Genomic DNA, 21,658 nt, shown 5'->3' with positions numbered 1-21,658 from the left:
GTTCAAATTGTGCCGGCCTCTTCGCGGGCATGCCCGCTCCCACAGCAATAGCGCCGCCCGCAAGTGAGGCGCAGTGTCTGTGGGAGCGGGCGTGCCCGCGAAGAGGCCGGCACAGGCCTGAGATCACCCGCGATGACGGCCGCGGAAGTAGTTGATCAGGCCTTGGGTCGAACCATCTTCGGCGCTGTCGTCCAGGCTACCGACCAGGCGCTGGTACACACCCTTGCCCAGCTCCTTGCCCAACTCGACGCCCCACTGGTCGAAGGCGTTGATGCCCCAGACCACGCTTTGCACGAACACCTTGTGTTCATACATGGCCACCAGCGCCCCCAAACGGCGTGGGCTGATGCGCTCTACCACCAGGGTGTTGCTCGGGCGGTTGCCCGGGATCACCTTGTGCGGGGCCAGCTTTTCGATGTCTGCTTCGTTCAGCCCTTTGCCACGCAGTTCGGCTTCGGCTTCTTCGCGGGTTTTACCCAGCATCAGGGCCTGGCTTTGCGACAGGCAGTTGGCGTACAGCCACTGGTGATGGTCGGCGACCGGGTTGAAGCTCACGACCGGCACGATGAAGTCGGCCGGAATCAGCTGGGTGCCTTGGTGCAGCAACTGATGGTAGGCGTGCTGGCCATTACAGCCGACGCCACCCCAGATTACCGGGCCGGTTTCGGTTTTGACCGGGGTGCCGTCCTGCAGCACGCTCTTGCCGTTGGACTCCATGTCCAGTTGCTGCAGGTGCTTGGTGATGTTGCGCAGGTAATGGTCGTACGGCAGGATCGCATGGCTGCTGGCGCCCCAGAAGTTGCCGTACCACACGCCCAGCAGGGCCAGCAGTACCGGCATGTTCTTGTCGAACGGCGCGGTCTGGAAATGCTGGTCCATGGTGTAGGCGCCGGACAACAACTCCTTGAAGTTGGCCATGCCGATGGCCAGGGCGATCGGCAGGCCGATGGCCGACCACAGGGAGTAGCGCCCCCCCACCCAGTCCCACATCGGGAAGATGTTCTCTTCGCGGATACCGAAGGCCACCGCGGCAGCCTTGTTGCTGGAAACCGCAATGAAGTGGCGGTACAGCTCGGCCTCCGAACCGCCCTGGGCCAGGTACCAGGTACGCGCGGCCATGGCGTTTTTCAGGGTTTCGAGGGTGTTGAACGACTTCGACGAAACAATGAACAGGGTCGTTTCGGCGCGCAGCTTGGCCGACAGTTCGTGGAACTCGCTGCCGTCGATGTTGGCCAGGTAGTGGCAGCGTACACCGCGCTGCGCGTAGGGCAGCAGGGCTTCGGAAACCAGCTCCGGGCCGAGGAACGAGCCGCCGATGCCGATGTTGACCACGTCGGTGATCGGCTTTTCGCTGTAGCCACGCCACAGGCCGTCATGGATGCGGCCAACCAGTTCGGTGATCTGGTTGAGTACCTTGTGCACTTCCGGCATGACGTTCACGCCGTTGACGCTGAGTTTGTCGCCAACCGGCCGGCGCAATGCGGTGTGCAGCACCGGGCGGCCTTCGGAGGTGTTGATGATTTCGCCACTGAACATCGACTTGATAGCGTCCTGCAGGCCCACTTCGTTGGCCAGGTTGACCAACAGATCGCGGGTTTGCTCGGTGATCAGGTTTTTCGAGTAGTCGAGGAACAGGCCGCAAGCGCTAAGGGAAAACTGGTCGAAGCGTTGGGCATCGGCGGCGAAGGCGTCGCGCATGCTGAAGCTCTGCATGGCGTCGCGGTGTTGCTGAAGCGCCTGCCAGGCGGGCAGCGCCGTCACATCGTGGGGTGTACGGTAATACGCCATTGCGCGGGGTTCCCTTAATGCGTGGTGAGGCCTTTGACACGGCAGTCATTGCCGGGTTCAGGCTGCATCATTATAGGCAAAGGTCACGCGCTGGGAATGGCTGTGGGACGGGGATTTTGAGGGGGCTGCAAACAGCCCCCAAGGCCTTTATGCGGTTTTCTCTTCCACGTGCAGGTACAGATTGTCGATCAACCGGGTGTCACCCAGGTAAGCCGCCGCAATCACCACAAGGTCGCGATCATCGATCACTGCCGGGCGCAGGCTCACGGCATGGCGCACTTCCAGGTAATCTGGACGCAAACCCGCGGCAGCCAGCTGCGCCTGCCCTTCGGTAACCAGCGCGGCAAAGTCCCGCTGCCCGCGGCCAATGGCCGAAGCGATATGCTGCAGCGTACGGTACAGCGCGGGCGCGGTGGCCCGCTGCTCGGGTGTGAGGTAACCATTACGCGACGACAGCGCCAGGCCATCGTCGGCCCGCACGGTAGGCTCGCCAATGATCTGGATCGGCATGTTCAGGTCGCGGACCATGGCGCGGATCACTGCCAGTTGTTGGAAGTCCTTTTCACCGAACACCGCAAGGTCTGGCTGGACCATGTTGAACAGCTTGGTGACCACGGTGGCCACACCTTCGAAATGCCCTGGCCGGCTGGCGCCGCACAAGCCTTCGGAAAGCTGGGGAACACTGACCCGGGTTTGCACGCTCATGCCGTCGGGGTACATCTCTGCCACGCTGGGTGCGAACAAAAGGTTGCAGCCGGCTTGCAGCAGGCGCTCCTGGTCGGCGGCCAAGGTACGCGGGTAGCTGTCCAGGTCTTCGTTGGCACCGAACTGCAGCGGGTTGACGAAGATGCTGGCGACCACGAAATCGGCACGCTGCGCGGCCTTGGTGACCAGGGCCGCGTGGCCGCTGTGCAGGTTGCCCATGGTCGGCACGAAACCGATGCGCTTGCCCTCACCGCGGGCACGGGCTACTGCTGCGCGCAGTTCGCGGACGGTCTTGACTGTATTCATGCACTGAACCCGTGTTCGCTGCCTGGGAAACTGACTTGCTTGACGGCCTCGACGTAAGCGACGAGGGCGCTGTGGATATCCGGTTGGCCCTGCATGAAGTTCTTCACGAACTTGGGCACCCGGCCGCTCAGCGACAGGCCAAGCATGTCGTGCAGCACCAGCACCTGGCCATCGGTGGCACTGCCGGCGCCGATGCCGATCACCGGAATACCGACCGCGTTGGTGATTTCCGCGGCCAGTTCGCTGGGTACGCACTCCAGCAGCAGCATGGCTGCACCGGCCTGTTCCAGGGCAATGGCATCAGCGCGCATCTGCCGGGCCTGGGCTTCCTGGCGGCCTTGCACTTTATAGCCGCCCAGTACGTTGACGGTCTGCGGGGTCAGGCCCAGGTGCGCACACACCGGTACGCCACGCTCAGCCAGCAGGCGAATGGTTTCTGCCAGCCAGGCGGCACCTTCGATCTTGATCATGTGGGCGCCTGCCTGCATCAGCGTGGCGCTGTTGGCAAACGCCTGTTCCGGGGTGGCATGGGCCATGAATGGCAGGTCTGCCAGGATCAGCGCGCCGTCATTGCCACGTTTGACGCTGGCGGTATGGTAGGCCATGTCTGCCGTGGTGACCGGCAAGGTACTGTCGTGGCCCTGCAGGACCATCCCCAGCGAGTCGCCCACCAGCAACACTTCAACACCGGCCTGGCTGGCGACTTTGGCGAAGGTCGCGTCGTAGCAGGTCAGCATGGTGATTTTTTCACCCTTGGCCTTGAGGCCATGCAGGGTGGTCAGGGTTACTTCAGGCATGTAGGAAATTCCTCGTTCAGGCGCTGTAAAAAACGACTGCATTCAACGCGTGTAGTCATCTTCCGGAGCGGCACATCATCGCGCGTGATGTTCGGGCACAGGTCCGTCCGGGCCTAAATACGGGTATGCGGCAGTCAGTTGCCACACGGGACGCCTATAGTCGTGAGCGAGGTGGGGGAAGTCAATCACCCTGTTACCGCATTGTTACGATCAGGGTGTTACTGGCGTTACCGGGCCGGTGCAACGGGCTGGAGCACCCGGTTTACAAGCGCTCCAGGCCGACGAATGGGCAAGCCTCAAGCAGCTGCGCAAGGGCGCGGCCATCGGCCAGGCGGAAGTCGCCCGGTACCAGCTCGGCCAGCGGGTACAGTACGAAGGGGCGGGCATGCATGTGGTAATGCGGCACCTTCAAGCGGGGCTCGTCGAGCACCTGGTCGCCGAACAGCAGGATGTCCAGGTCCAGCGTGCGTGGGCCCCAGCGCTCCGCGCGCACCCGGCCCTGGTCGTTCTCGATGGCTTGCAGGGCATCGAGCAAGGCCAGCGGTGCCAGCTGGGTGTCCAGCGCCGCGACGGCGTTGGTATAGCGTGGCTGCCCGGGCAACAGCGAATCGCTGGTGTAAAAGGCAGAGGCTGCTACCAGGCGCGTGGCCGCGACCTGGTCCAGCGCCTGCAACGCGCTGCGCAACTGCTCGGCCGGTGCAGCCAGGTTGCTGCCCAGGCCGACGTAGGCGCGCGTCGTCACTCGAATGCCTCGTCGCCAGCGCGCTTACGTTTGCTGCCGCTGCGCTTGCGTTTACGCGGGCCGGCAGTGCTGCCTTCGTCACGGTTGCCCAGGTCGCGGATCATCTCGCGGCGCTCGCTGTCGTTGGCGTCCTGGTAATCGGTCCACCATTGCCCCAGGTCGTCGGTTTCTTCGCCCGCGCTTTCACGCAGCAGCAGGAAATCGTAACCGGCACGGAAGCGCGGGTTGTCCAGCAGCATGTCGGCGCGCTTGCCGCTGCGGCGTGGCAGACGCTCCTGCATGTCCCAGATTTCCCGGATTGGCAGGGTGAAGCGCTTGGGGATGGCGATGCGGGCGCATTGCTCGGCGATCAGGTCGTGGGCTGCGCCATTCATGGCCGGAATCGGGGGTACGCCCTGGCTCTGCAAATGCAGCACGCGGGCTGGCAGGGCAGGCCACAGCAGCGCGGCGAACAGGAACGCCGGCGTTACCGGTTTGCCCTGCTTCACCCGCAGGTCGGTGTTGTTCAGTGCCTGGCTGATGAGCGTGTGGGTATAGGTCGGGCGCTCTTCCAGCGCGTGCGCACTGGCCGGGAACAGCGGCTCGAACAGCTCCAGATCGACCAGCATTTCAAAGGCGATGGCACCTTGGCCCGAGAGGAACAGCTTCAGGCTCTCTTCGAACAGGCGCGCTGGCGGGATTTCGCGCAGCAGTGGGGCCAGTTCGCGGATCGGCTTGAAGGTGTGCTTCTCGATACCGAAGTCCAGCTTGGCCGCGAAGCGCACTGCGCGCAGCATGCGCACGGGGTCTTCCTGGTAGCGGTGCGTCGGGTCGCCGATCAGCCGCAGCAGGCGGTTGCGAACATCGTGCACGCCGTTGGCGTAATCGAGAATGCGCTCGCTGACCGGGTCGTAGTACAGGGCGTTGATGGTGAAGTCGCGGCGCTGCGCGTCTTCTTCCAGGGTGCCGTATACGTTGTCACGCAGGATGCGACCACTGGCGTTATGCGACGAACGGTGGCTGTCATTCTGGTCATCTTCCGTATGCGGGGCACGGAAGGTAGCGACTTCGATGATTTCACGGCCGAAATGCACATGGACCAGCTTGAAGCGGCGGCCAATGATGCGCGCATTACGGAACTCGGCACGGACCTGTTCAGGGGTAGCGCTGGTGGCTACGTCGAAGTCTTTCGGCGTAATGCCCAGCATCAGGTCGCGGACGCAGCCACCGACCAGGTAGGCCTGGTAACCGGCAGCCTGCAAGCGCTCGACAATGTTCACCGCGTGGCGGCTGAACTGGTGGCGCTGCAACGAGTGCTGGCTCTTGTTGATCACCTCAGGCGTGGTGCGCCTGTGGTGCTGGCCCGGTACGGGCGGGCGGAACGACTGGAACAGCTTCTTCAGCATGGGATGCACTGTTTGAAGGAATGTTCGGCCAACAATAGGAGAATGGCCGCATGATGGGCGGGGATTCTAGCATTTACTCAGGGAATGGTGTAGGCGGGTAGCAGGAAGCCTGCGGGAATCGCAGAAACGACAAGGGGAGCCTAAGCTCCCCAAGAAGTGTCGTTGCGTGCTCTTATTATTTTTTTGCCGGGCTTTTTGTTTTTGTTGAGTGCCCTGCCCACAAAGCCTGAAGCTTGTGGACGACCCCCAAACCGGGGGTAAAGAGCAAACGGATTGCTTTGGCCGCTGATGTCACGTTGATCTGTTGATCCAACCAGTTCAGGCGCTGCTTTTTAGTGCAGTTTTTGTTGTTCTCTGCCTGGTCGTGGGGCAAGCCCCAAACACGCATCCTCTCCAAAAGAATCAGTTAGCTGCGCCTCCGCCGTCTTGTTTTTATTGTGCGTGAGCCGTTTCGTCTTGTTCTTATTATGAGTTGCAGTGCTTGTTATTGTTCTTGTTACCAGAGATATAGCAGGTGCCGTGCCAACTTTTGAAAAACCAGTAAAATCAATGGGTTGGTGGATTCTGCAGGTTTGTGGCAGGCCCGAAATGTGGAAATTTCGTTACCGTACGCCTCGGTGACTGTTACGGCGCAGAGGGTGGGTAACAGATTTTTGCGGCAGCAGATGTGTTACCTGGGGTGTGGTGGCTGGCCGTTTCGCAGGCTTGCCCGCTCCCACAGGATCACCGTGGCTGCCAGGTTGCGCTGTGCTTGTGGGAGCGGGCAAGCCCGCGAACAGGCCGGTGAGGCTGGTAGAGAAGGGGCAGGAGGAACCTCCCACCCAGGCAGGTCAGTTATCGCTGGTGGCGTTGCTCTTGCGCCGCGGAATGCCCAGGCGTTGGCGGCGTTCCCACAGGCATTTGCGGCTGACGCCGAGCTTGCGGGCCAGTTCGGTCTCGGTCATGTGGTCCTGGTGCTCGAGCACGAAGTGCTGGAAGTAGTCTTCCAGGGACAAGTCCTCGGTCGGCTCGTGGCTGGCACTGGCCACCGCCAGGGCGTTGTCGAGAATATCGTCTTCTTCCAGGTCGCTCAGCTCGATGTCGATACCCAGCAGGTCGGCAGAAATTTCTGCGCTCTCGCTAAGGATGACCGCGCGCTCCACGGCGTTTTCCAGCTCACGTACGTTGCCCGGCCAGCTGTAGTGACGAATGGCCTGTTCGGCTTCGGCAGAGAAATGCAGGTCATCCCGGCCGATGCGCGCACTCTGGCGAGCCAGGAAGGCACTGGCGATTTCATTGACGTCGCTGCCGCGCTCGCGCAGCGCGGGCAGCTTCAGGGCGATCACGTGCAGGCGGTAGTACAAGTCTTCGCGGAACTGGCCGGCCTTGGCCAGGTTCTTCAGGTCGCGGTGGGTCGCGGCGATCAGGCGCACATCGACCTTTTGCGACTGCACCGAACCGACCCGGCGAATTTCCCCTTCCTGCAGCACGCGCAGCAGGCGGGCTTGGGCTTCCAGGGGCAGTTCCCCGATTTCATCGAGGAACAACGTACCACCGTCTGCAGCCTCCACCAGGCCCGCACGGCCGGCACTGGCGCCGGTGAACGCGCCTTTCTCGTGGCCGAACAGCTCGGACTCGATCAGGGTTTCGGGGATGGCCGCGCAGTTCACCGAAATCATCGGCGCCTTGGCGCGCCGCGACAGGTTATGCAGGGCGCGCGCCACCAGCTCTTTACCGGTACCCGATTCGCCCTGGATCAGCACATTGGAATCGGTAGGGGCCACCTTGCGGATCTTGCTGTACATGTCCTGCATGGGCGGGCACGAGCCGATGATACCGATGTCGCCATTGGCCGCTGCCGGGGCCGCTTTGTCGGCAGGGGCTGCCTTGCCGCTGCTGGCGCGGGGCTCGGCAGCCGGTGCTGCAGCCGGGGCGTTCTGCCGGTCGCGCAGGATGCGGGCCACCGCTTGCAGCATTTCGTCGTGATCGAAGGGCTTGGCGATGTAGTCCACCGCGCCCATCTTCATCGAGTCCACGGCTGAGCGCAGGCTGGCGTAGCTGGTCATGATCAGCACCGGGGTGCCTTGGCCGAGCTTGATCAGCTCGGTGCCGGGTGCACCTGGCAGGCGCAGGTCACTGACGATCAGGTCGAAAGTGGCAATGCTGAAGCGTTCCTGGGCTTCCTGCACCGAGCCGGCTTCGCTGACCTGGTACTGGTTCCGCTCGAGCAGACGACGCAAGGCCGAGCGGATGATGGTTTCGTCTTCGACGATCAGAATGTGCGGCATTGATTCAATTCTCTCGACGGTCTCGAATTTCAGGGGACGTCGCTACGACATGCCGGGGCAGGGTCACGCGGATCCGGGTGCCACGTTGCCGTTCGATGTCGGCCGGGCTGTCGATGGTGATTTGCCCATAATGCTCTTCCACGATGGAATAGACCAGAGCGAGGCCCAGTCCGGTTCCCTCGCCGGGGTCCTTGGTGGTGAAGAACGGCTCGAACAGACGGTCCTGGATGTTCTTCGGGATGCCGCTGCCCTCGTCCTCGACGATCAGGTCGACGGTGTGCTCGCTCGCCTCGCTGCGCACGCGCACTGCGCTGCCGGGCGGCGAGGCGTCGCGCGCGTTGGAAAGCAGGTTGATCAGCACTTGGGCCAGGCGCTGCGGGTCGCCTTCTACCCAATGGTCGGGGTCGCAGAGGTTGAAGAACTGTACTTCGAAATTACGCCGGTTCAACGCCAGCAGACCAATGGCGTCCTGAGCCACTTCGGCCAGGCACACCGGTTCCTCGCTGTTCTGGTGGCTGCCACCGGCATGGGCAAAACTCATCAACGACTGGACGATGCGTGACACGCGTTTGGTCTGGTCGAGGATCTGGCTGGACAGCTCGGTGATTTCGCCGTCGCCTTCACGCTCCTCGCGCAGGTTCTGCGCCAGGCAGGCGATGCCGGTGATCGGGTTGCCGATTTCGTGGGCCACGCCGGCGGCCAGCCGGCCGATGCTGGCCAGGCGCTCGGAATGCACCAGCTTGTCTTCCAGGGCCTGGGTTTCGGTCAGGTCCTCGACCAGCAGTACCAGGCCGCTGTTACCGGGGGCCAGTGGTTCATCGATGGCCGCCTTGTGCAGGTTCAGCCAACGTGGCTGGCCATCCAGAGCCAGGCGTTGTTTGTGCAGGTGCTCGTCGGGCACGTTGATGAAGCCCTGCAGCAGCCCGCGCCAGGGCTCGGCGATGGTCACCAGGCGTGAGCCGACCACGTGCTTGGCGGCAATCCCGGTGAGCTCTTCCATGGCCTTGTTCCACATGAGGATTTCCTGGTCCTTGGCCAGCGAGCAGACGCCCATGGGCAGCTCCTGCAAGGTCTGGCGGTGGTAGCGGCGCAGGGCATCGAGCTCGGCGGCCAGGCCGGTCAGGCGCGAGTGGTAGTCTTCCAGGCGGCTTTCAATGAAGTGGATGTCCTCGGTGACGTAGTTCTCGTTACCGGACTTGTACGGCAGGAAGGTCTCGACCATGTCCTGGGCCACGCTCGGGCCCATCAGGCCCGACAGGTTGGCCTCGATGCGGTCACGCAGGCGGCGCAAGGCGTATGGCCGGCGTTCGTCGAACGGCAGGTAAAGGTCGCGCAGGGCCTGCTCCACTTCCTTTTGCGCGGCTTTGGCGCCCAGCGGCTTGGCCAGTTGGGTCGCGAATTCCTGGGGCGAGGCTGCGTGCAGTTCGCGGCGCTGTGGGCGGCGCACGTTGTCCACCGCGCAGGCTTCTGCGGCGCTGACCTCTTCGGTGCTGGCGTTGGTGAACAGCGAAATCAGGGTGAACAGCAGCACGTTGGCCGCCAGCGAGGCGATGGCCGCCATGTGCCAGCTGGTATCGTCCAGCACGTAGATCATGTCCAGCAGCGGGATATAGAAGCCTTGCAGATTGCCCAGCAGCGGCAGCAGCATGGTCACCATCCACACCAGCGTGCCGGCCAGCAGCCCGGCGATGAAGCCGCGGCGGTTGGCGGTCGGCCAGTACAACACGGACAGCACGCCGGGCAGGAACTGCAGCGTGGCCACGAACGCCACGATGCCCAGGTTGGCCAGGCTCTGGTGGTTGTTCTGGGTCAGGTAGAACATGAAACCAGCAGTGATGATGGCGACGATCAGTGCGCGGCGGGTCCATTTCAGCCAGCGGTAGATGTTGCCCTCGGCCGGGGGCTGGTATAGCGGCAGCACCAGGTGGTTCAGGGCCATGCCCGACAGCGCCAGGGTGGTGACGATGATCAGGCCACTGGCCGCTGACAGGCCGCCTATATAGGCCAGCAGGGCCAGTGCCTGGTTGTTGGCGGCAATGCCCAGGCCCAGGGTGAAGTATTCGGGGTTGGTACTGGCGCCCAGGCGCAGCCCGGCCCAGAGTACCAGCGGCACAGCCAGGCTCATCAGCAGCAGGAACAGCGGCAGGCCCCAACTGGCGCTGACCAGCGAGCGAGGGTTGAGGTTTTCGGTGAAGGCCATGTGGTACATGTGCGGCATGACGATGGCCGAGGCGAAGAACACCAGCAGCAGGGTGCGCCACGGGCCTTCCTGCAGCGGGGTGTGCAGCGCGGCCAGGGCGGTCTGGTTCTGCAGCAGCCACACTTCCAGCTCGTGCGGGCCGCCAAACACGCCATACAGGGCGTAAAGGCCGATGCCGCCCAGTGCCAGCAGCTTGATTACCGACTCGAAGGCAATGGCGAACACCAGCCCTTCATGCTTTTCGCGCGTGGCGATATGCCGTGAGCCGAAGAAGATGGTGAACAGGATGATCAGCGCACAGAACGCGAAGGCCACCCGGGCCTTGACCGGCTCACCGGTAAGGATGCTGATCGAATCGGCCACCGCCTGTATCTGCAACGCCAGCAACGGCAGTACGCCAATCAGCATGATGAGGGTGGTCAACGCGCCGGCCCACGTGCTGCGGAAGCGGAACGCCAGCAGGTCGGCCAGCGACGACAGCTGGTAAGTGCGGGTGATCTTCAGAATCGGGTACAGCAGCACTGGCGCCAGCAGGAATGCACCGGACACCCCCAGGTAACAGGCAAGGAAGCCGTAGCCGTACTGGTAGGCCAGGCCCACCGAGCCGTAGAACGCCCAGGCACTGGCGTAAACGCCCAGCGACAGGGTGTAGGTGAGCGGGTGGCGAATGATGGCGCGCGGGATCAGCCCGCGCTCGCTGACCCAGGCTACGCCGAACAGCACCATGAGGTACCCGGCGCTGATCAGGATCATCTGGGTCAGGCTAAAGCTCATCGGCATCTCGTTGGCTCTGCAGGATGAAGGTGACGACGATCAGGATCAGCCAGAGCAGGTACGGGCGGTACCACGCTCCGGTCGGTTCGATCCACCAGTCCATGATGGCCGGTGAGAACAGGTAGATCCCCACGACCAGAAGCAGGACCAAACGATAGATGTACATGCTGGCCTCGATGGTTGGGCGCTGCGGGTTTGAACTTATTATTGGCGCAAATGATTGGGCGGATGCTAGCGGGAATCGCTGAGGTTAGCCAAGGGTTTGAATTTGTTGGGCTTTTGATTTGAGGGGAAGATGGCCTGTTCGGGCCCTATCGCTGGCAAGCCAGCTCCCACGGGGATCGCATCAGGGCTGACAGGTGTTTGCCACAAGGTATGCAGCGCCTGTTAGAGCGAGCGCCGCCCGCGCGGCGCATCGCGAGCTGCGCTCGCTCCTACGTTTGTTTCGGGCCAGTTATTCCTGTGGGATTTGCGCGCGAACGCCTTGGCGCATGCCTCAATATCGCGCCGTACAAACAAGGCGGCCGCGCGCGCCTGTCACAGGCGTTACTGGCCCGAAACAAACGTAGGAGCGAGCGCAGCTCGCGATTGCGCCGCGCGGGCGGCGCTCGATCTCACAGGCACTGAAGATGCAGCGGCTACCCTTGCCAGGAACCATAGAATCTCCCACAGGATCACCACAGGCGCTGCATACCTTCTGACAAACACCTGCCAGCCCTACGGCGATCCCTGTGGGAGCTGGCTTGCCTGCGATAGGGCCGGCAAGGCCTCAGCGCAGTTCAGCCTCTGGCACCGTCGTGCGCTGCGCAATCGCTTCGGGCCGCCACTGCTGGCGGGCCACGGCCAATACTTCAGCCGGCGTTGCCAGCAGCAACTGCGGGTCAGTCGCCTGCCCCAGCGCCCGTAACGCCCGCAACAACAGCGGCGTCGCCTGCTCGGCCTGCAACGGCGGCGAACGGTATGACTTGCCAAGCTTGTGGCCGTCCGGCTGCACGATCAGCGGTATGTGCAGATAGCGCGGCTGCGAAAAGCCCAGCAGCTCTTGCAGGTACAACTGGCGCGGGGTGTTGTCGAGCAGGTCGGCACCGCGCACGATGTCGGTTACACCTTGCCAGGCATCGTCCAGTACCACGGCCAGCTGGTAGGCATACAGGCTATCGCGGCGCTGTATCACGAAATCGCCCACGTCGCGGCCCAGGTGCTGCTGGTAAGCACCCTGTACGCGGTCGCTGAAACGGTAGATCAGCTCTGGCACCCGCAAGCGGATCGCCGCGCCCTCGCGCGCATGCCCGGCGTTACGGCACAAGCCTGGGTAGATGCCGCCATAGGCCTCCAGTTGCTTGCGCGAGCAGGTGCAGGCATAGGCCAGGCCCATGTTGAACAGGCGGTCGACCACCGCGGCATAGGCGTCGTGGCGCTGGCTTTGAAACACCACTTCGCCGTCCCAGTGCAGGCCGTAGCGTTCGAGGGTTTGCAAGATGGCGTCACGGGCGCCGGGCATTTCCCGGGGCGGGTCGGTGTCTTCCACGCGCAGCAGCCAGCGGCCGTCGACCGCGCGGGCATCCAGCCAGGAGGCGAGTGCAGCCACCAGTGAGCCAAAGTGCAGGAAACCGCTGGGGGTGGGGGCAAAGCGCCCAATGTAGCTGGAGTTGGTCATGGTCTGGCTGGGTATATAAATGCAACGGGGCGCATGATGCGCCCCGTTCGGTGGGAAGAAAGATCAGCCTTTGCCGACCGTTTTTTCCTTTTTCTCGGCGATTTCCTTGCAGTCGAAGCACAGGTCGGCGGTAGGGCGGGCTTCCAGACGGCGCAGGCCGATCTCGATGCCGCACGACTCGCACCAGCCGTATTCGTCGGCCTTGATCTTGTCGAGGGTCTTGTCGATTTTCTTGATCAGCTTGCGCTCGCGGTCGCGGTTGCGCAGCTCAAGGGCGAATTCTTCTTCCTGGCTGGCACGGTCGGCCGGGTCGGGGAAGTTGGCTGCCTCGTCTTTCATGTGATCCACAGTGCGGTCCACACTGGTCATCAGCTCTTGCTTCCAGGCGCCGAGAAGCTTGGTGAAGTGCTTTTTCATGGGCTCACCCATGTATTCTTCACCCTTGGACTCTACGTAAGGCTCGACACCGTACATGGTCTGACCGGTTTTTTGCTTTTCTACGGTGGACATGAATAGACCGCCTCTCACTCATCTGATCCAATGCGCAGGATGCTCCATCTCCGGCGACCGCCGGCCCTGCGACTGCGAGCCGCCGAACTTACCAGATAGATCGGGGGTGCGCTAGCCCGCCCGATCCTGCTAACAGACACCGGCCTGAGCGGTACGTTCGATTGCTTACGCAGGTAGAATCTTCAGTTTAGCCGCTATTGAGAGAAGGTCATGGCCCACCCCTACAGCGCGCGCAGCCGCGCCATCGAGCCTTTCCATGTCATGGCACTGCTGGCGCGGGCCAACGAGCTGCAGGCGGCCGGCCACGACGTGATCCACCTGGAAATCGGCGAGCCGGACTTCACCACCGCAGCACCGATTGTGGCTGCGGGCCAGGCCGCGCTGGCCGCCGGCCACACCCGCTATACCGCCGCACGCGGCCTGCCGGCGCTGCGCGAAGCGATAGCCGGGTTCTATGCACAGCGTTATGGCCTGAGCATCGACCCGCAGCGCATTCTCATTACTCCAGGCGGCTCAGGCGCCCTGTTACTGGCCAGCAGCCTGCTGGTCGACCCCGGCAAGCACTGGCTGCTGGCTGACCCGGGCTACCCGTGTAACCGCCACTTCCTGCGCCTGGTAGAAGGCGGGGCGCAACTGGTACCGGTCGGCCCGGAGGTGAACTACCAGTTGACCGCCGACCTGGTGCAGCGCTACTGGGACCAGGATACCGTTGGCGCCTTGGTCGCCTCGCCGGCCAACCCGACCGGCACGGTGCTGGGCCGTACCGAACTGGCCAGCCTGGCCAAGGCCACCCGTGAACGGCACGGCCACTTGGTAGTCGACGAGATTTACCATGGGCTGACGTACGGCATGGATGCGCCCAGCGTGCTGGAAGTGGATGACTCGGCGTTCGTCCTGAATAGTTTTTCCAAGTATTTCGGTATGACCGGCTGGCGCCTTGGCTGGCTGGTGGCGCCACCGCAGGCCGTGGCCGACCTGGAGAAACTGGCGCAGAACCTGTACATCAGTGCGCCGAGCATGGCACAGCATGCTGCGCTGGCGTGCTTCCAGCCCGAAACCCTGGCCATCTTCGAACAGCGTCGCGCCGAATTTGCCCGCCGCCGCGACTACCTGCTGCCGGCGCTGCGCGAGCTGGGTTTCCGCATTGCCGTTGAGCCGCAGGGGGCGTTCTATCTATATGCCGATATCAGCGCTTATGGCGGTGATGCGTTTGCCTTCTGCCGGCATTTCCTGGAGACCGAACACGTGGCCTTCACCCCGGGCCTGGACTTCGGTCGCCACCTGGCCGGGCACCATGTGCGCTTTGCCTACACGCAAAGCCTACCGCGCCTGGAGGAGGCGGTGCATCGCATTGCCCGTGGCTTGCGGAGCTGGCAAGGCTGATGCTTTTTTCACCTGCACTCGAACACGGCCGCCTGCTGCGCCGCTACAAACGGTTCCTGGCCGATATCGAACTGGCCAGCGGCGAGCAGTTGACCATCCACTGCCCGAATACCGGCTCCATGCTCAATTGCATGCGTGAAGGCGGGCGGGTGTGGTTCAGCCGCTCCAACGACCCCAAGCGCAAACTGCCGGGCACCTGGGAAATCAGCGAAACCCCACAGGGCCGGTTGGCGTGCGTGAATACCGGGCGGGCCAATGCCCTGGTTGAAGAGGCGCTGCACGCCGGTACGATCGCCGAGCTGGCCGGGTTCACGGCACTCAGGCGTGAGGTGGCGTATGGCGAGGAGGGCAGCCGCATCGACTTCCGCCTGGAGTTCGACGGTGCCCCGGCCTACGTCGAGGTCAAGAGCGTGACCCTGGGCTACCCCGATAGCCCGGTTGCGGCGTTTCCCGATGCGGTGACCCAGCGCGGGGCCAAGCACCTGCGCGAGCTGGCGAAGCTGGCCAGCCAAGGCATACGGGCGGTGCAACTGTATTGCGTCAACCTGACCGGCATCGACGCGGTGCGCCCTGCCGAGGAGATCGATGCCGCTTACGCCCAGGCGTTGCGTGCTGCGGTGGCGGGCGGGGTGGAAGTGCTGGCATACGGCACGCGCCTGGACCCGCAGGGTATCGTCATCGACCGCCGCTTGCCGGTGCTGCTCAACCCTTGAGCCAGACGCCCTGGGTGTCTTCATGGCAGCCCAGGGCCTGCAACTGCTCACCGTCACAGGGGCCGGCCACGCATTCGCCGCTCTCGATCAGGAACAGGGCGCCGTGATGGCCGCACTGGATCAGGCTCGCGCTGTCATCGAGAAACCGGTCCTGTGCCCAGTTCAACGGGATGCCCTTGTGTGGGCAGCGGTTGCGGTACAGGTAGACCTGGCCCTGGCGGCGCACGCCGAACAGTTGCAGGCCGTCTACGCTGAAGGCGCGTGCCTGGCCCTCGGCCAGGCTGGGTGAGGTACAAAGAAAATGCATGGCAGTACGACTCGTGAAACAGATGATGGCTTGACGCGTCAATGCGAATAATTATCAAATTGCCCGCATTCACTGCGTCCGGCTTCCCATGGTGCGCAGTTCCGCCGCTCGCCACAAGGCGTGCAGCTCGCCTTCAGAAGGAACCCGATGATGCGTCGTCCCGTCGCTTTGCTCGCCTTGTGTGCAAGCCTTGTGCTCTCTAGCCAGGCCCTGGCGGCAGACCTGCCGCAACGCTGGGTCAGCGCCGGCGGCGCGCTGAGCGAGTGGATATGCGCGTTGGGTGGTGAAGCGCGGCTGGTGGGGGTGGACACGACCAGTCAGCACCCAGCTTCGTTGAAGTCGCTGCCCAGCGTGGGGTACCAGCGCCAGCTGTCGGCCGAGGGCGTGCTCAGCCTGCGCCCGGATGTGCTGGTGGGTACCGAAGAAATGGGCCCGCCGCCGGTACTGGCGCAAATCCGCAAGGCCGGTGTGCGTGTCGAGCTGTTTTCCAGCAAGGCCGAGCTGGCGGCGGTAGACAGCAACCTCAAGCAGTTGGGGCAACTGCTGGGTGCAGAACCCCAGGCCACTGCGCTGGCCGCGGGTTACCATCAGCAACTGCAAACCTTGCAGGCCAAGGTCCAGCAGGCCCAGGCGCAGCACAAGGCACCCGGGGTGTTGCTGCTGGTCGGGCACGCTGGGGCCAAGCCGCTGATCGCCGGGCATGGCACCGCCGGTGACTGGCTGCTGGGCCAGGCCGGTGGGCGCAACCTGGCAGAGCATCAGGGCTACAAGCAGTTCTCGAACGAAGCATTGGCTGCCCTGGACCCGGATGTGATCGTGTTTTCCGACCGGGCGCTGGCCGATGAGCAGGCGCTGCAGGCTTTGTTGAAAGAAAACCCGGCGCTGGCGGCTTCGCGTGCCGTGCGTGGGCAACGCCTGGTATCGCTTGACCCCACGCTGCTGGTCGGTGGGCTTGGGCCGCGCCTGCCGGCGACCTTGCAATCACTGGCAGCTACCTTCTACCCGGCAGCCAAGGCCAGCTTCGCCCAATGAAACAGCGGGTTCAGCCACGTACGTTGTTCATTTGCCTGAGCCTGCTGTGCCTGCTGGCGGTGTGGCTGTCGCTGGCGCTGGGGCCGGTCAGCCTGCCGCTGTTCGATACCCTGCGCGCGGGCCTGCGGTTGATGGGCCTGCCCGTTACCGCCGACGGCTTGCAGCAGGCCGAAATGATCCTCGGCCAGATCCGTCTGCCACGCACCTTGCTTGGGCTGGCAGTGGGCGCGGTGCTGGCGTTGTCCGGGGTCGCCATGCAGGGGTTGTTCCGTAATCCGCTGGCCGATCCGGGTTTGGTCGGGGTGGCCGCCGGGGCGGCCGTGGGCGCGGCGCTCGCTATTGTCGGCGGGGCCTGGTTCGGCGGCCTGCCAGAGGCCATTGCACCCTATTTGCTGTCGTTCTGTGCCTTTGTCGGGGGCCTTGGCGTGACGGCGCTGGTCTACCGCCTGGGCCGCCGCGATGGGCAGACCAACGTGGCCACCATGCTGCTGGCCGGGGTCGCGATGACGGCACTGGGCGGCGCGGTGGTGGGGTTGTTCTCTTACCTGGCCGATGACGCCACGTTGCGTACGTTGACCTTCTGGAACCTGGGCAGCCTCAACGGTGCCAGCTACGACCGGCTATGGCCGTTATTGCTGGTGGCGGCGGGTGTTGCACTGTGGCTGCCACGGCGGGCCAAAGCGCTGAATGCCTTGCTTTTGGGGGAATCCGAGGCCCGCCACCTGGGCGTTGATGTGGAGCGGCTCAAGCGCGAACTGGTGTTCTGCACGGCGCTTGGGGTGGGTGCGGCTGTTGCGGCTGCCGGCCTGATCGGCTTTATCGGCCTGGTGGTGCCGCACCTGGTGCGCTTGCTGGCCGGGCCGGATCACCGGGTGTTGTTGCCAGCCTCGCTGCTGGCTGGCGGTGTGCTCATGCTGTTTGCCGACCTGGCGGCACGGCTGCTGCTGGCACCTGCCGAGTTGCCGATCGGTATTGTCACGGCCTTTGTCGGGGCGCCGTTCTTTCTGTTCCTGCTGGTGCGAGGGCGCAGCTGATGTTGCATGCCGAGGGCCTGCACTTGCGGCGGGGCAGCAACGAGGTGCTGCATGACATTGATCTGCAATTGCCCCCCGGCCAGGTGGTGGGCGTGCTCGGCCCCAACGGCGCGGGTAAGAGCAGCCTGTTGGGCGTGATGTGTGGCGAGCTGGTGCCAGACCGTGGGCGGGTGACGTTGCAGGGGCGCGGCCTCGGTGATTGGCCTGGACAAGAGCGGGCCCGGCGCCTGGCCGTATTGCCTCAGGTGTCGAGCCTGGGGTTTTCGTTCAGCGTCGAGGAAGTGGTGGCCATGGGCCGCATGCCGCACGGCACCGGGCAGCGGCGCGACGCCGAAATTGTCGAAGCGGCGTTGCAGGCAGCAGATGCCTGGCACCTGGTAGGGCGCAGTTACCTGGCGTTGTCCGGCGGCGAGCGGCAACGCGTGCACCTTGCCCGTGTGCTGGCACAGTTGTGGCCGGGGGAGCAGGGCACTACCTTGTTGCTCGATGAGCCCACCTCGATGCTCGACCCGCTGCACCAGCACACTACCCTGGAGGCTGTGCGCCGCTTTGCCGACCGCGGCGCCGCGGTGCTGGTGATCTTGCATGACCTGAACCTGGCGGCGCGCTACTGTGACCGGATCCTGTTGCTGGAGCAGGGGCGTTGCCATGCCTTTGCCTCGCCTGAACAGGTGCTGACGCCGGCAGCGTTGAAGGCCGTGTACGGGATCGACGTGCTGGTGCAGGCACATCCTGAGCGTGGCCACCCGCTGATCATTACCCGTTAAAGCCGGCCCGATCGTGGTCGTGAGCGGCCGCTACCCATGGAGCTTCTGCCAATGCGACACCCGCTGTTGTCCGGTTTTTCGCTGTGCATGTTACTGGTATTGGGCGGCTGCCAGGCCAGCCTGCCACCGTTGCCTGCCTGGCAGAGCACCGAAGGGCGCACGCATGCCCAGCTTGGGCAGGTGGTCGATCTCGGCAGCGGGCAGGTAATCAGCCCGGACCAACTGGTGCAGCGTTTGGCTACCGCACCGCGAGTACTGGTCGGCGAAAAACATGACAACCCCGACCACCACGCACTGCAAGTGTGGTTGCTGCACGCCCTGCAGAGCCAGCGTGCCCAGGGCAGCCTATTGCTGGAGATGCTGCAACCTGAACAGCAGACGCGGGTGGACAGGCTCAAAGGGCAACCCTTGCCGACAGACTTGCCCAAGGCACTGGCGTGGCAGGAGGGCTGGGACTGGCAGTTGTACGGGCCGATCGTGCGTGCAGCCCTGCAACAGCAGATCCCGCTGTTGGCCGCCAACCTTTCCCCAAGTGAAATGCGCCAGGCCTACCGGCAGCCGGCGCCATTGGCGGGCGAGAAATCCAATGCCGCGACTGTCAGGGCGAGCTTGCTGCAGCAGGTACGCACCGGGCATTGTGGGATGCTGCCGGAAAGCCAGCTACCGGCGATGCTGGCCGTGCAGCAGCAGCGTGACCGGCGCATGGCCGAGCGCTTGCTGGCGGCGCCGCAACCGGCACTGCTGTTTGCCGGGGCCTATCACGTGCGTAAGGACCTGGGCGTGCCGTTGCACCTGAGTGACTTGGGTGCGCAGGGTGCGAGCAAGGTGCTGATGCTGGCCGAGGTGGGCGAGAAGGTTGAAGCAGGTGAGGCCGATTACGTGTGGTACACGGCGGCGATGCCAGAGCAGGATTATTGCGCGCAGCTGAAACGATAAGACATGGAAACCTTGGGCAAAAAAAGACCCGGCAAATTGCCGGGTCAATAACCGTGATTAGCCTGATGAGGAGATAATCTGAGAGTCCGAACCAGGGGCTCTTAGCTTATCCAACCAGTCTCGCGACCAGTTGTGATAATCATAACAATTCTCATTTAGCGGTCAATCCCCTTTTCGCGCTTATTTTGGATTTTTTTGCGCGGGGGTTTTCGCATCCAGTTGTTGGTTGAGGGCTTCCTTGCGTTCGAGTGGCAAATCGTTCCAGTGCATATCCAGCAGGGCGCCTTCTATGGCATACAACAGCACCTTCGATGCGCGAAACCCTCGCGTCTTCACGGCCTGGTATGCACCCACCGCACCCAGGCGGCGCAGATCCGATGCACTGTGAATGCCGGCCGCATGCAGCCACTGCGCAGAGGTCTTGCCAAGGTTTTTCAGATGCTGCAATTCATCGTTCATCGAGCCTCCTTGCGATGGCTGAACGGGTCATGGGGAGATAAATCGCGAGCAGGTCAGAGAGGAGTGTAGCGGGGGTTGGGGAATACGCGGCTTTTTGCCATCGGGGCGATGAGATGCCCAGTGCCGGCCTCTTCGCGGGCTCGCCCGCTCCCACAGGTTCGGCGCAGCCTTCAGGGGCTGTGGTTTACCTGTAGGAGGGGGCAAGCCCGCGAAGGGCCGGCCCAGGAAGCAGGCTAGCTTACAAGCCAGGCAGACGCTGGCGAATCTGCTCGATCACCTGGTCCATGCTGCCAGCAGTCTGGGTGTCAACGTGGGTGCTCTGCACCAGCTCCTGCGTATCCAGCGCCTCTCGGCTGGCCTGTTGCGCCTTGACCACCTCCAGGGTGGCATCCGACGGGTCGTTGTTCTCGGCCTGGCGCTGCTCCAGCCAGCTGGCGATCACCGCGTCCGGCGCGTGGCAGTCCAGAATCAGGAACGGCACGCCAGTCTGGCTGGCGACCTCGGCCGCAGCCTGGCGCTGTTCGCGTTTGAGGTAGGTGGCATCCAGCACCACCGGGAACCCTGCCCGCAGTACGGTCGCGGCGACTTCGTGCAGGCGCCGGTAAGTGGCAGTGCTGGCCTCCTCGGCATAGATCCCGGTGCTGAGCTGGGCGGTCTCAACCTGCTGCTGTTCGCCGAACAAGCGCTTGCGCTCTACGTCGGAACGCACGCGCACCGCGCCCAGGGCCTCGACCATACGCATGGCCACGTGGCTTTTGCCCACTGCCGATACGCCGTGGGTGATGGCCAGCAGGCGCGAAGGGATGGCGCTGTAGCTTTCTGCCAGGTTGGCGTAGTTGCGGTAGGTGCGCAGGGTGGTGGCACGCTGCACGCCATCGGCATTGGCCGGCATGCTGAACAGGGCGACCTTGGCCCGTACCAGTGCGCGGTACGCCTTGTAGAAGTTGAGCAGCTCCAGGCCTTCGTAGTCGCCGGTCAGTTCCAGGTACTGGCTGATGAAGCGCCGGGCCAGGCACTTGAGGCCGCGGTCTTCCAAGTCCATCGCCAGGAAGCCGGTGTCGGCGTAGACGTCGGTCAGGCGGAACGGTTCGTTGAATTCGATGCAGTCGAAGATCACCACCTGGCCATCGATCAGCGTGGCGTTGCCCAAGTGAATGTCACCGTGGCATTCGCGAATGAAGCCATTGGCCTTGCGTTTTTCCAGCAGGCCATGCAGGCGCTCGAAGCTGCTGCGTGCCCAGGCTTGCAGGGCGTCTAGCTGTTGCAGGTCGGCCTTGTCGCTGAGGAACGGGCGAATCTGCTCGAAGTTCTGCTCCACCGGCGCCATGACGGCCTCCGGCGTGCCCAGTGGATGCTCGACCGGTACCCGCGGGGCCTGCAGGTGGAATTCGGCAATCTGCCGGGCCATCTGGTCGATGTGCGTGGCGTTCAGTTCGCCATTGGCCTGCAAGGTGCTGAGCATCTGGCCTTGGGGGAACTGGCGCATCTTCAGTGCATATTCGATGGCCTGGCCTTCGCCGGCGAGCTGCGGCGCATCGGCGCTACCGGTGATCGGCAAAACGTCCAGGTACAGGCCGTCGGTCAGGCGCTGGTTCAGGCGCAATTCTTCGTTACAGAAATGCTGGCGCTGGTCCAGGCCAGTGAAGTCGAGAAAGCCGAAGTTCATCGGTTTCTTGATCTTGTAGGCGTACTCGCCCGTCAGCAGCACCCAGGAGATATGCGTCTCGATGAGCTGGAACCCGTCCACGGGGTGGGGGTACAGGGCGGGGTTCTGCAACGCAGTGATAAGAGCTTGGCTCACGGCAAATCCTTCCGGGGGCAGGGAATTCGAATGCATCATTATGGTCAATGGTGCCGTCCCTGCCTACCGCCGGGCCGCCTGCCCAGTCTTTCCAA

At 63.6% G+C, this 21,658-nt stretch carries 19 protein-coding genes; 6 read left to right on the top strand and 13 right to left on the bottom strand.

Translation table 11 applies throughout. The features are described from left to right. Positions 1-123: 123 nt before the first annotated feature. From pgi to dksA, 10 genes are all read right to left on the bottom strand, one after another. On the bottom strand, positions 124-1,788 hold the full coding sequence (pgi, locus tag FPB55_RS22095; RefSeq protein WP_009685361.1) for a glucose-6-phosphate isomerase: 1,665 nt from the start codon (positions 1,786-1,788) through the stop codon (positions 124-126). A 147-nt stretch (positions 1,789-1,935) separates the two neighbouring features. Next, positions 1,936-2,799, bottom strand: a complete 864-nt coding sequence (gene panC / locus FPB55_RS22090; protein ID WP_144189269.1) for a pantoate--beta-alanine ligase — start codon at positions 2,797-2,799, stop codon at positions 1,936-1,938. Further along, positions 2,796-3,596 (bottom strand): 3-methyl-2-oxobutanoate hydroxymethyltransferase, encoded by an 801-nt coding sequence (panB, locus tag FPB55_RS22085; RefSeq protein WP_054913924.1) that lies wholly within the window; start codon positions 3,594-3,596, stop codon positions 2,796-2,798. Before panB ends, panC begins: the two co-directional genes overlap by 4 nt. Positions 3,597-3,858: 262 nt before the next feature. Next, positions 3,859-4,338, bottom strand: a complete 480-nt coding sequence (gene folK / locus FPB55_RS22080) for a 2-amino-4-hydroxy-6-hydroxymethyldihydropteridine diphosphokinase (protein ID WP_110679065.1) — start codon at positions 4,336-4,338, stop codon at positions 3,859-3,861. Beyond that, the gene (locus FPB55_RS22075; RefSeq protein WP_009685365.1) at positions 4,335-5,723 is read right to left on the bottom strand and encodes a polynucleotide adenylyltransferase PcnB; all 1,389 of its coding nucleotides are present in this window, start codon (positions 5,721-5,723) and stop codon (positions 4,335-4,337) included. The genes folK and FPB55_RS22075 overlap by 4 nt, the downstream gene beginning before the upstream one ends. An 830-nt stretch (positions 5,724-6,553) precedes the next feature. Next, entirely contained in the window at positions 6,554-7,990 is a 1,437-nt protein-coding gene (locus tag FPB55_RS22070; RefSeq protein WP_144189268.1) for a sigma-54 dependent transcriptional regulator, read from the bottom strand. A gap of 4 nt (positions 7,991-7,994) precedes the next feature. Next, entirely contained in the window at positions 7,995-10,970 is a 2,976-nt protein-coding gene (locus FPB55_RS22065; protein ID WP_165944138.1) for a sensor histidine kinase, read from the bottom strand. After that, positions 10,954-11,130 carry a hypothetical protein gene (locus FPB55_RS22060; RefSeq protein WP_003250005.1) on the bottom strand — a complete coding sequence of 59 codons (177 nt, stop codon included), beginning with the start codon at positions 11,128-11,130 and terminating at the stop codon, positions 10,954-10,956. Before FPB55_RS22060 ends, FPB55_RS22065 begins: the two co-directional genes overlap by 17 nt. A gap of 603 nt (positions 11,131-11,733) precedes the next feature. Further along, complete coding sequence (gluQRS, locus tag FPB55_RS22055) at positions 11,734-12,621, bottom strand: tRNA glutamyl-Q(34) synthetase GluQRS (RefSeq protein WP_144189267.1); 888 nt, start codon at positions 12,619-12,621, stop codon at positions 11,734-11,736. Between the two features lie 63 nt (positions 12,622-12,684). Further along, positions 12,685-13,131 (bottom strand): RNA polymerase-binding protein DksA, encoded by a 447-nt coding sequence (gene dksA / locus FPB55_RS22050; RefSeq protein WP_009685370.1) that lies wholly within the window; start codon positions 13,129-13,131, stop codon positions 12,685-12,687. 210 nt (positions 13,132-13,341) lie between these two features. Between dksA and FPB55_RS22045 the strand changes: the two genes are divergently transcribed. Both FPB55_RS22045 and sfsA read left to right on the top strand, forming a co-directional pair. After that, a complete protein-coding gene (locus FPB55_RS22045) occupies positions 13,342-14,514 on the top strand; it encodes a pyridoxal phosphate-dependent aminotransferase (protein ID WP_110679069.1) in 1,173 nt (390 codons plus the stop codon). After that, the gene (gene sfsA, locus FPB55_RS22040; protein ID WP_125855424.1) at positions 14,514-15,227 is read left to right on the top strand and encodes a DNA/RNA nuclease SfsA; all 714 of its coding nucleotides are present in this window, start codon (positions 14,514-14,516) and stop codon (positions 15,225-15,227) included. Before FPB55_RS22045 ends, sfsA begins: the two co-directional genes overlap by 1 nt. Here the strand turns inward: sfsA and FPB55_RS22035 are convergent. Further along, the gene (locus FPB55_RS22035; RefSeq protein WP_125855425.1) at positions 15,217-15,534 is read right to left on the bottom strand and encodes a Rieske (2Fe-2S) protein; all 318 of its coding nucleotides are present in this window, start codon (positions 15,532-15,534) and stop codon (positions 15,217-15,219) included. The two genes, sfsA and FPB55_RS22035, sit on opposite strands and share 11 nt — an antisense overlap. A gap of 147 nt (positions 15,535-15,681) precedes the next feature. Here FPB55_RS22035 and FPB55_RS22030 point away from each other — a divergent pair, with 147 nt between their 5' ends. Genes FPB55_RS22030 through FPB55_RS22015 form a run of 4 tightly spaced genes read left to right on the top strand, consistent with a single transcriptional unit; the run spans position 15,682 to position 19,303 of the window. Continuing rightward, the gene (locus FPB55_RS22030) at positions 15,682-16,566 is read left to right on the top strand and encodes an ABC transporter substrate-binding protein (RefSeq protein WP_054913424.1); all 885 of its coding nucleotides are present in this window, start codon (positions 15,682-15,684) and stop codon (positions 16,564-16,566) included. 50 nt (positions 16,567-16,616) lie between these two features. Continuing rightward, positions 16,617-17,600, top strand: coding sequence for an iron ABC transporter permease (locus FPB55_RS22025; RefSeq protein WP_172828436.1), 984 nt, complete (start codon positions 16,617-16,619; stop codon positions 17,598-17,600). Next, the gene (locus tag FPB55_RS22020; RefSeq protein ID WP_009685378.1) at positions 17,600-18,367 is read left to right on the top strand and encodes a heme ABC transporter ATP-binding protein; all 768 of its coding nucleotides are present in this window, start codon (positions 17,600-17,602) and stop codon (positions 18,365-18,367) included. The genes FPB55_RS22025 and FPB55_RS22020 overlap by 1 nt, the downstream gene beginning before the upstream one ends. Positions 18,368-18,418: 51 nt before the next feature. Continuing rightward, entirely contained in the window at positions 18,419-19,303 is an 885-nt protein-coding gene (locus tag FPB55_RS22015; RefSeq protein ID WP_125855427.1) for a ChaN family lipoprotein, read from the top strand. A 180-nt stretch (positions 19,304-19,483) separates the two neighbouring features. Here FPB55_RS22015 and FPB55_RS22010 read toward each other — a convergent pair whose 3' ends face one another. Then, positions 19,484-19,762, bottom strand: coding sequence for a TfoX/Sxy family protein (locus FPB55_RS22010; protein ID WP_029886419.1), 279 nt, complete (start codon positions 19,760-19,762; stop codon positions 19,484-19,486). Between the two features lie 238 nt (positions 19,763-20,000). Next, complete coding sequence (locus tag FPB55_RS22005; RefSeq protein ID WP_125855428.1) at positions 20,001-21,563, bottom strand: bifunctional aminoglycoside phosphotransferase/ATP-binding protein; 1,563 nt, start codon at positions 21,561-21,563, stop codon at positions 20,001-20,003. Between the last annotated feature and the right edge of the window lie 95 nt (positions 21,564-21,658).

The sequence above is a fragment of the Pseudomonas sp. BJP69 genome (assembly GCF_007633355.1).
Classification (GTDB): Bacteria; Pseudomonadota; Gammaproteobacteria; order Pseudomonadales; family Pseudomonadaceae; genus Aquipseudomonas; species Aquipseudomonas juntendi.
Note: the sequence above shows the minus strand (reverse complement) of the source record. Positions and strands in the feature narration are given on the sequence as shown.

Coding starts and splice junctions, on each gene's coding strand:
- pgi (WP_009685361.1), bottom strand. CDS start 1,788: ATGGCGTATTACCGTACACCCCACGATGTGACGGCGCTGCCCGCCTGG.
- FPB55_RS22020 (WP_009685378.1), top strand. CDS start 17,600: ATGTTGCATGCCGAGGGCCTGCACTTGCGGCGGGGCAGCAACGAGGTG.
- FPB55_RS22065 (WP_165944138.1), bottom strand. CDS start 10,970: ATGCCGATGAGCTTTAGCCTGACCCAGATGATCCTGATCAGCGCCGGG.
- FPB55_RS22060 (WP_003250005.1), bottom strand. CDS start 11,130: ATGTACATCTATCGTTTGGTCCTGCTTCTGGTCGTGGGGATCTACCTG.
- FPB55_RS22015 (WP_125855427.1), top strand. CDS start 18,419: ATGCGACACCCGCTGTTGTCCGGTTTTTCGCTGTGCATGTTACTGGTA.
- dksA (WP_009685370.1), bottom strand. CDS start 13,131: ATGTCCACCGTAGAAAAGCAAAAAACCGGTCAGACCATGTACGGTGTC.
- sfsA (WP_125855424.1), top strand. CDS start 14,514: ATGCTTTTTTCACCTGCACTCGAACACGGCCGCCTGCTGCGCCGCTAC.
- FPB55_RS22070 (WP_144189268.1), bottom strand. CDS start 7,990: ATGCCGCACATTCTGATCGTCGAAGACGAAACCATCATCCGCTCGGCC.
- FPB55_RS22075 (WP_009685365.1), bottom strand. CDS start 5,723: ATGCTGAAGAAGCTGTTCCAGTCGTTCCGCCCGCCCGTACCGGGCCAG.
- panB (WP_054913924.1), bottom strand. CDS start 3,596: ATGCCTGAAGTAACCCTGACCACCCTGCATGGCCTCAAGGCCAAGGGT.
- panC (WP_144189269.1), bottom strand. CDS start 2,799: ATGAATACAGTCAAGACCGTCCGCGAACTGCGCGCAGCAGTAGCCCGT.
- gluQRS (WP_144189267.1), bottom strand. CDS start 12,621: ATGACCAACTCCAGCTACATTGGGCGCTTTGCCCCCACCCCCAGCGGT.
- FPB55_RS22035 (WP_125855425.1), bottom strand. CDS start 15,534: ATGCATTTTCTTTGTACCTCACCCAGCCTGGCCGAGGGCCAGGCACGC.
- FPB55_RS22045 (WP_110679069.1), top strand. CDS start 13,342: ATGGCCCACCCCTACAGCGCGCGCAGCCGCGCCATCGAGCCTTTCCAT.
- FPB55_RS22030 (WP_054913424.1), top strand. CDS start 15,682: ATGATGCGTCGTCCCGTCGCTTTGCTCGCCTTGTGTGCAAGCCTTGTG.
- FPB55_RS22010 (WP_029886419.1), bottom strand. CDS start 19,762: ATGAACGATGAATTGCAGCATCTGAAAAACCTTGGCAAGACCTCTGCG.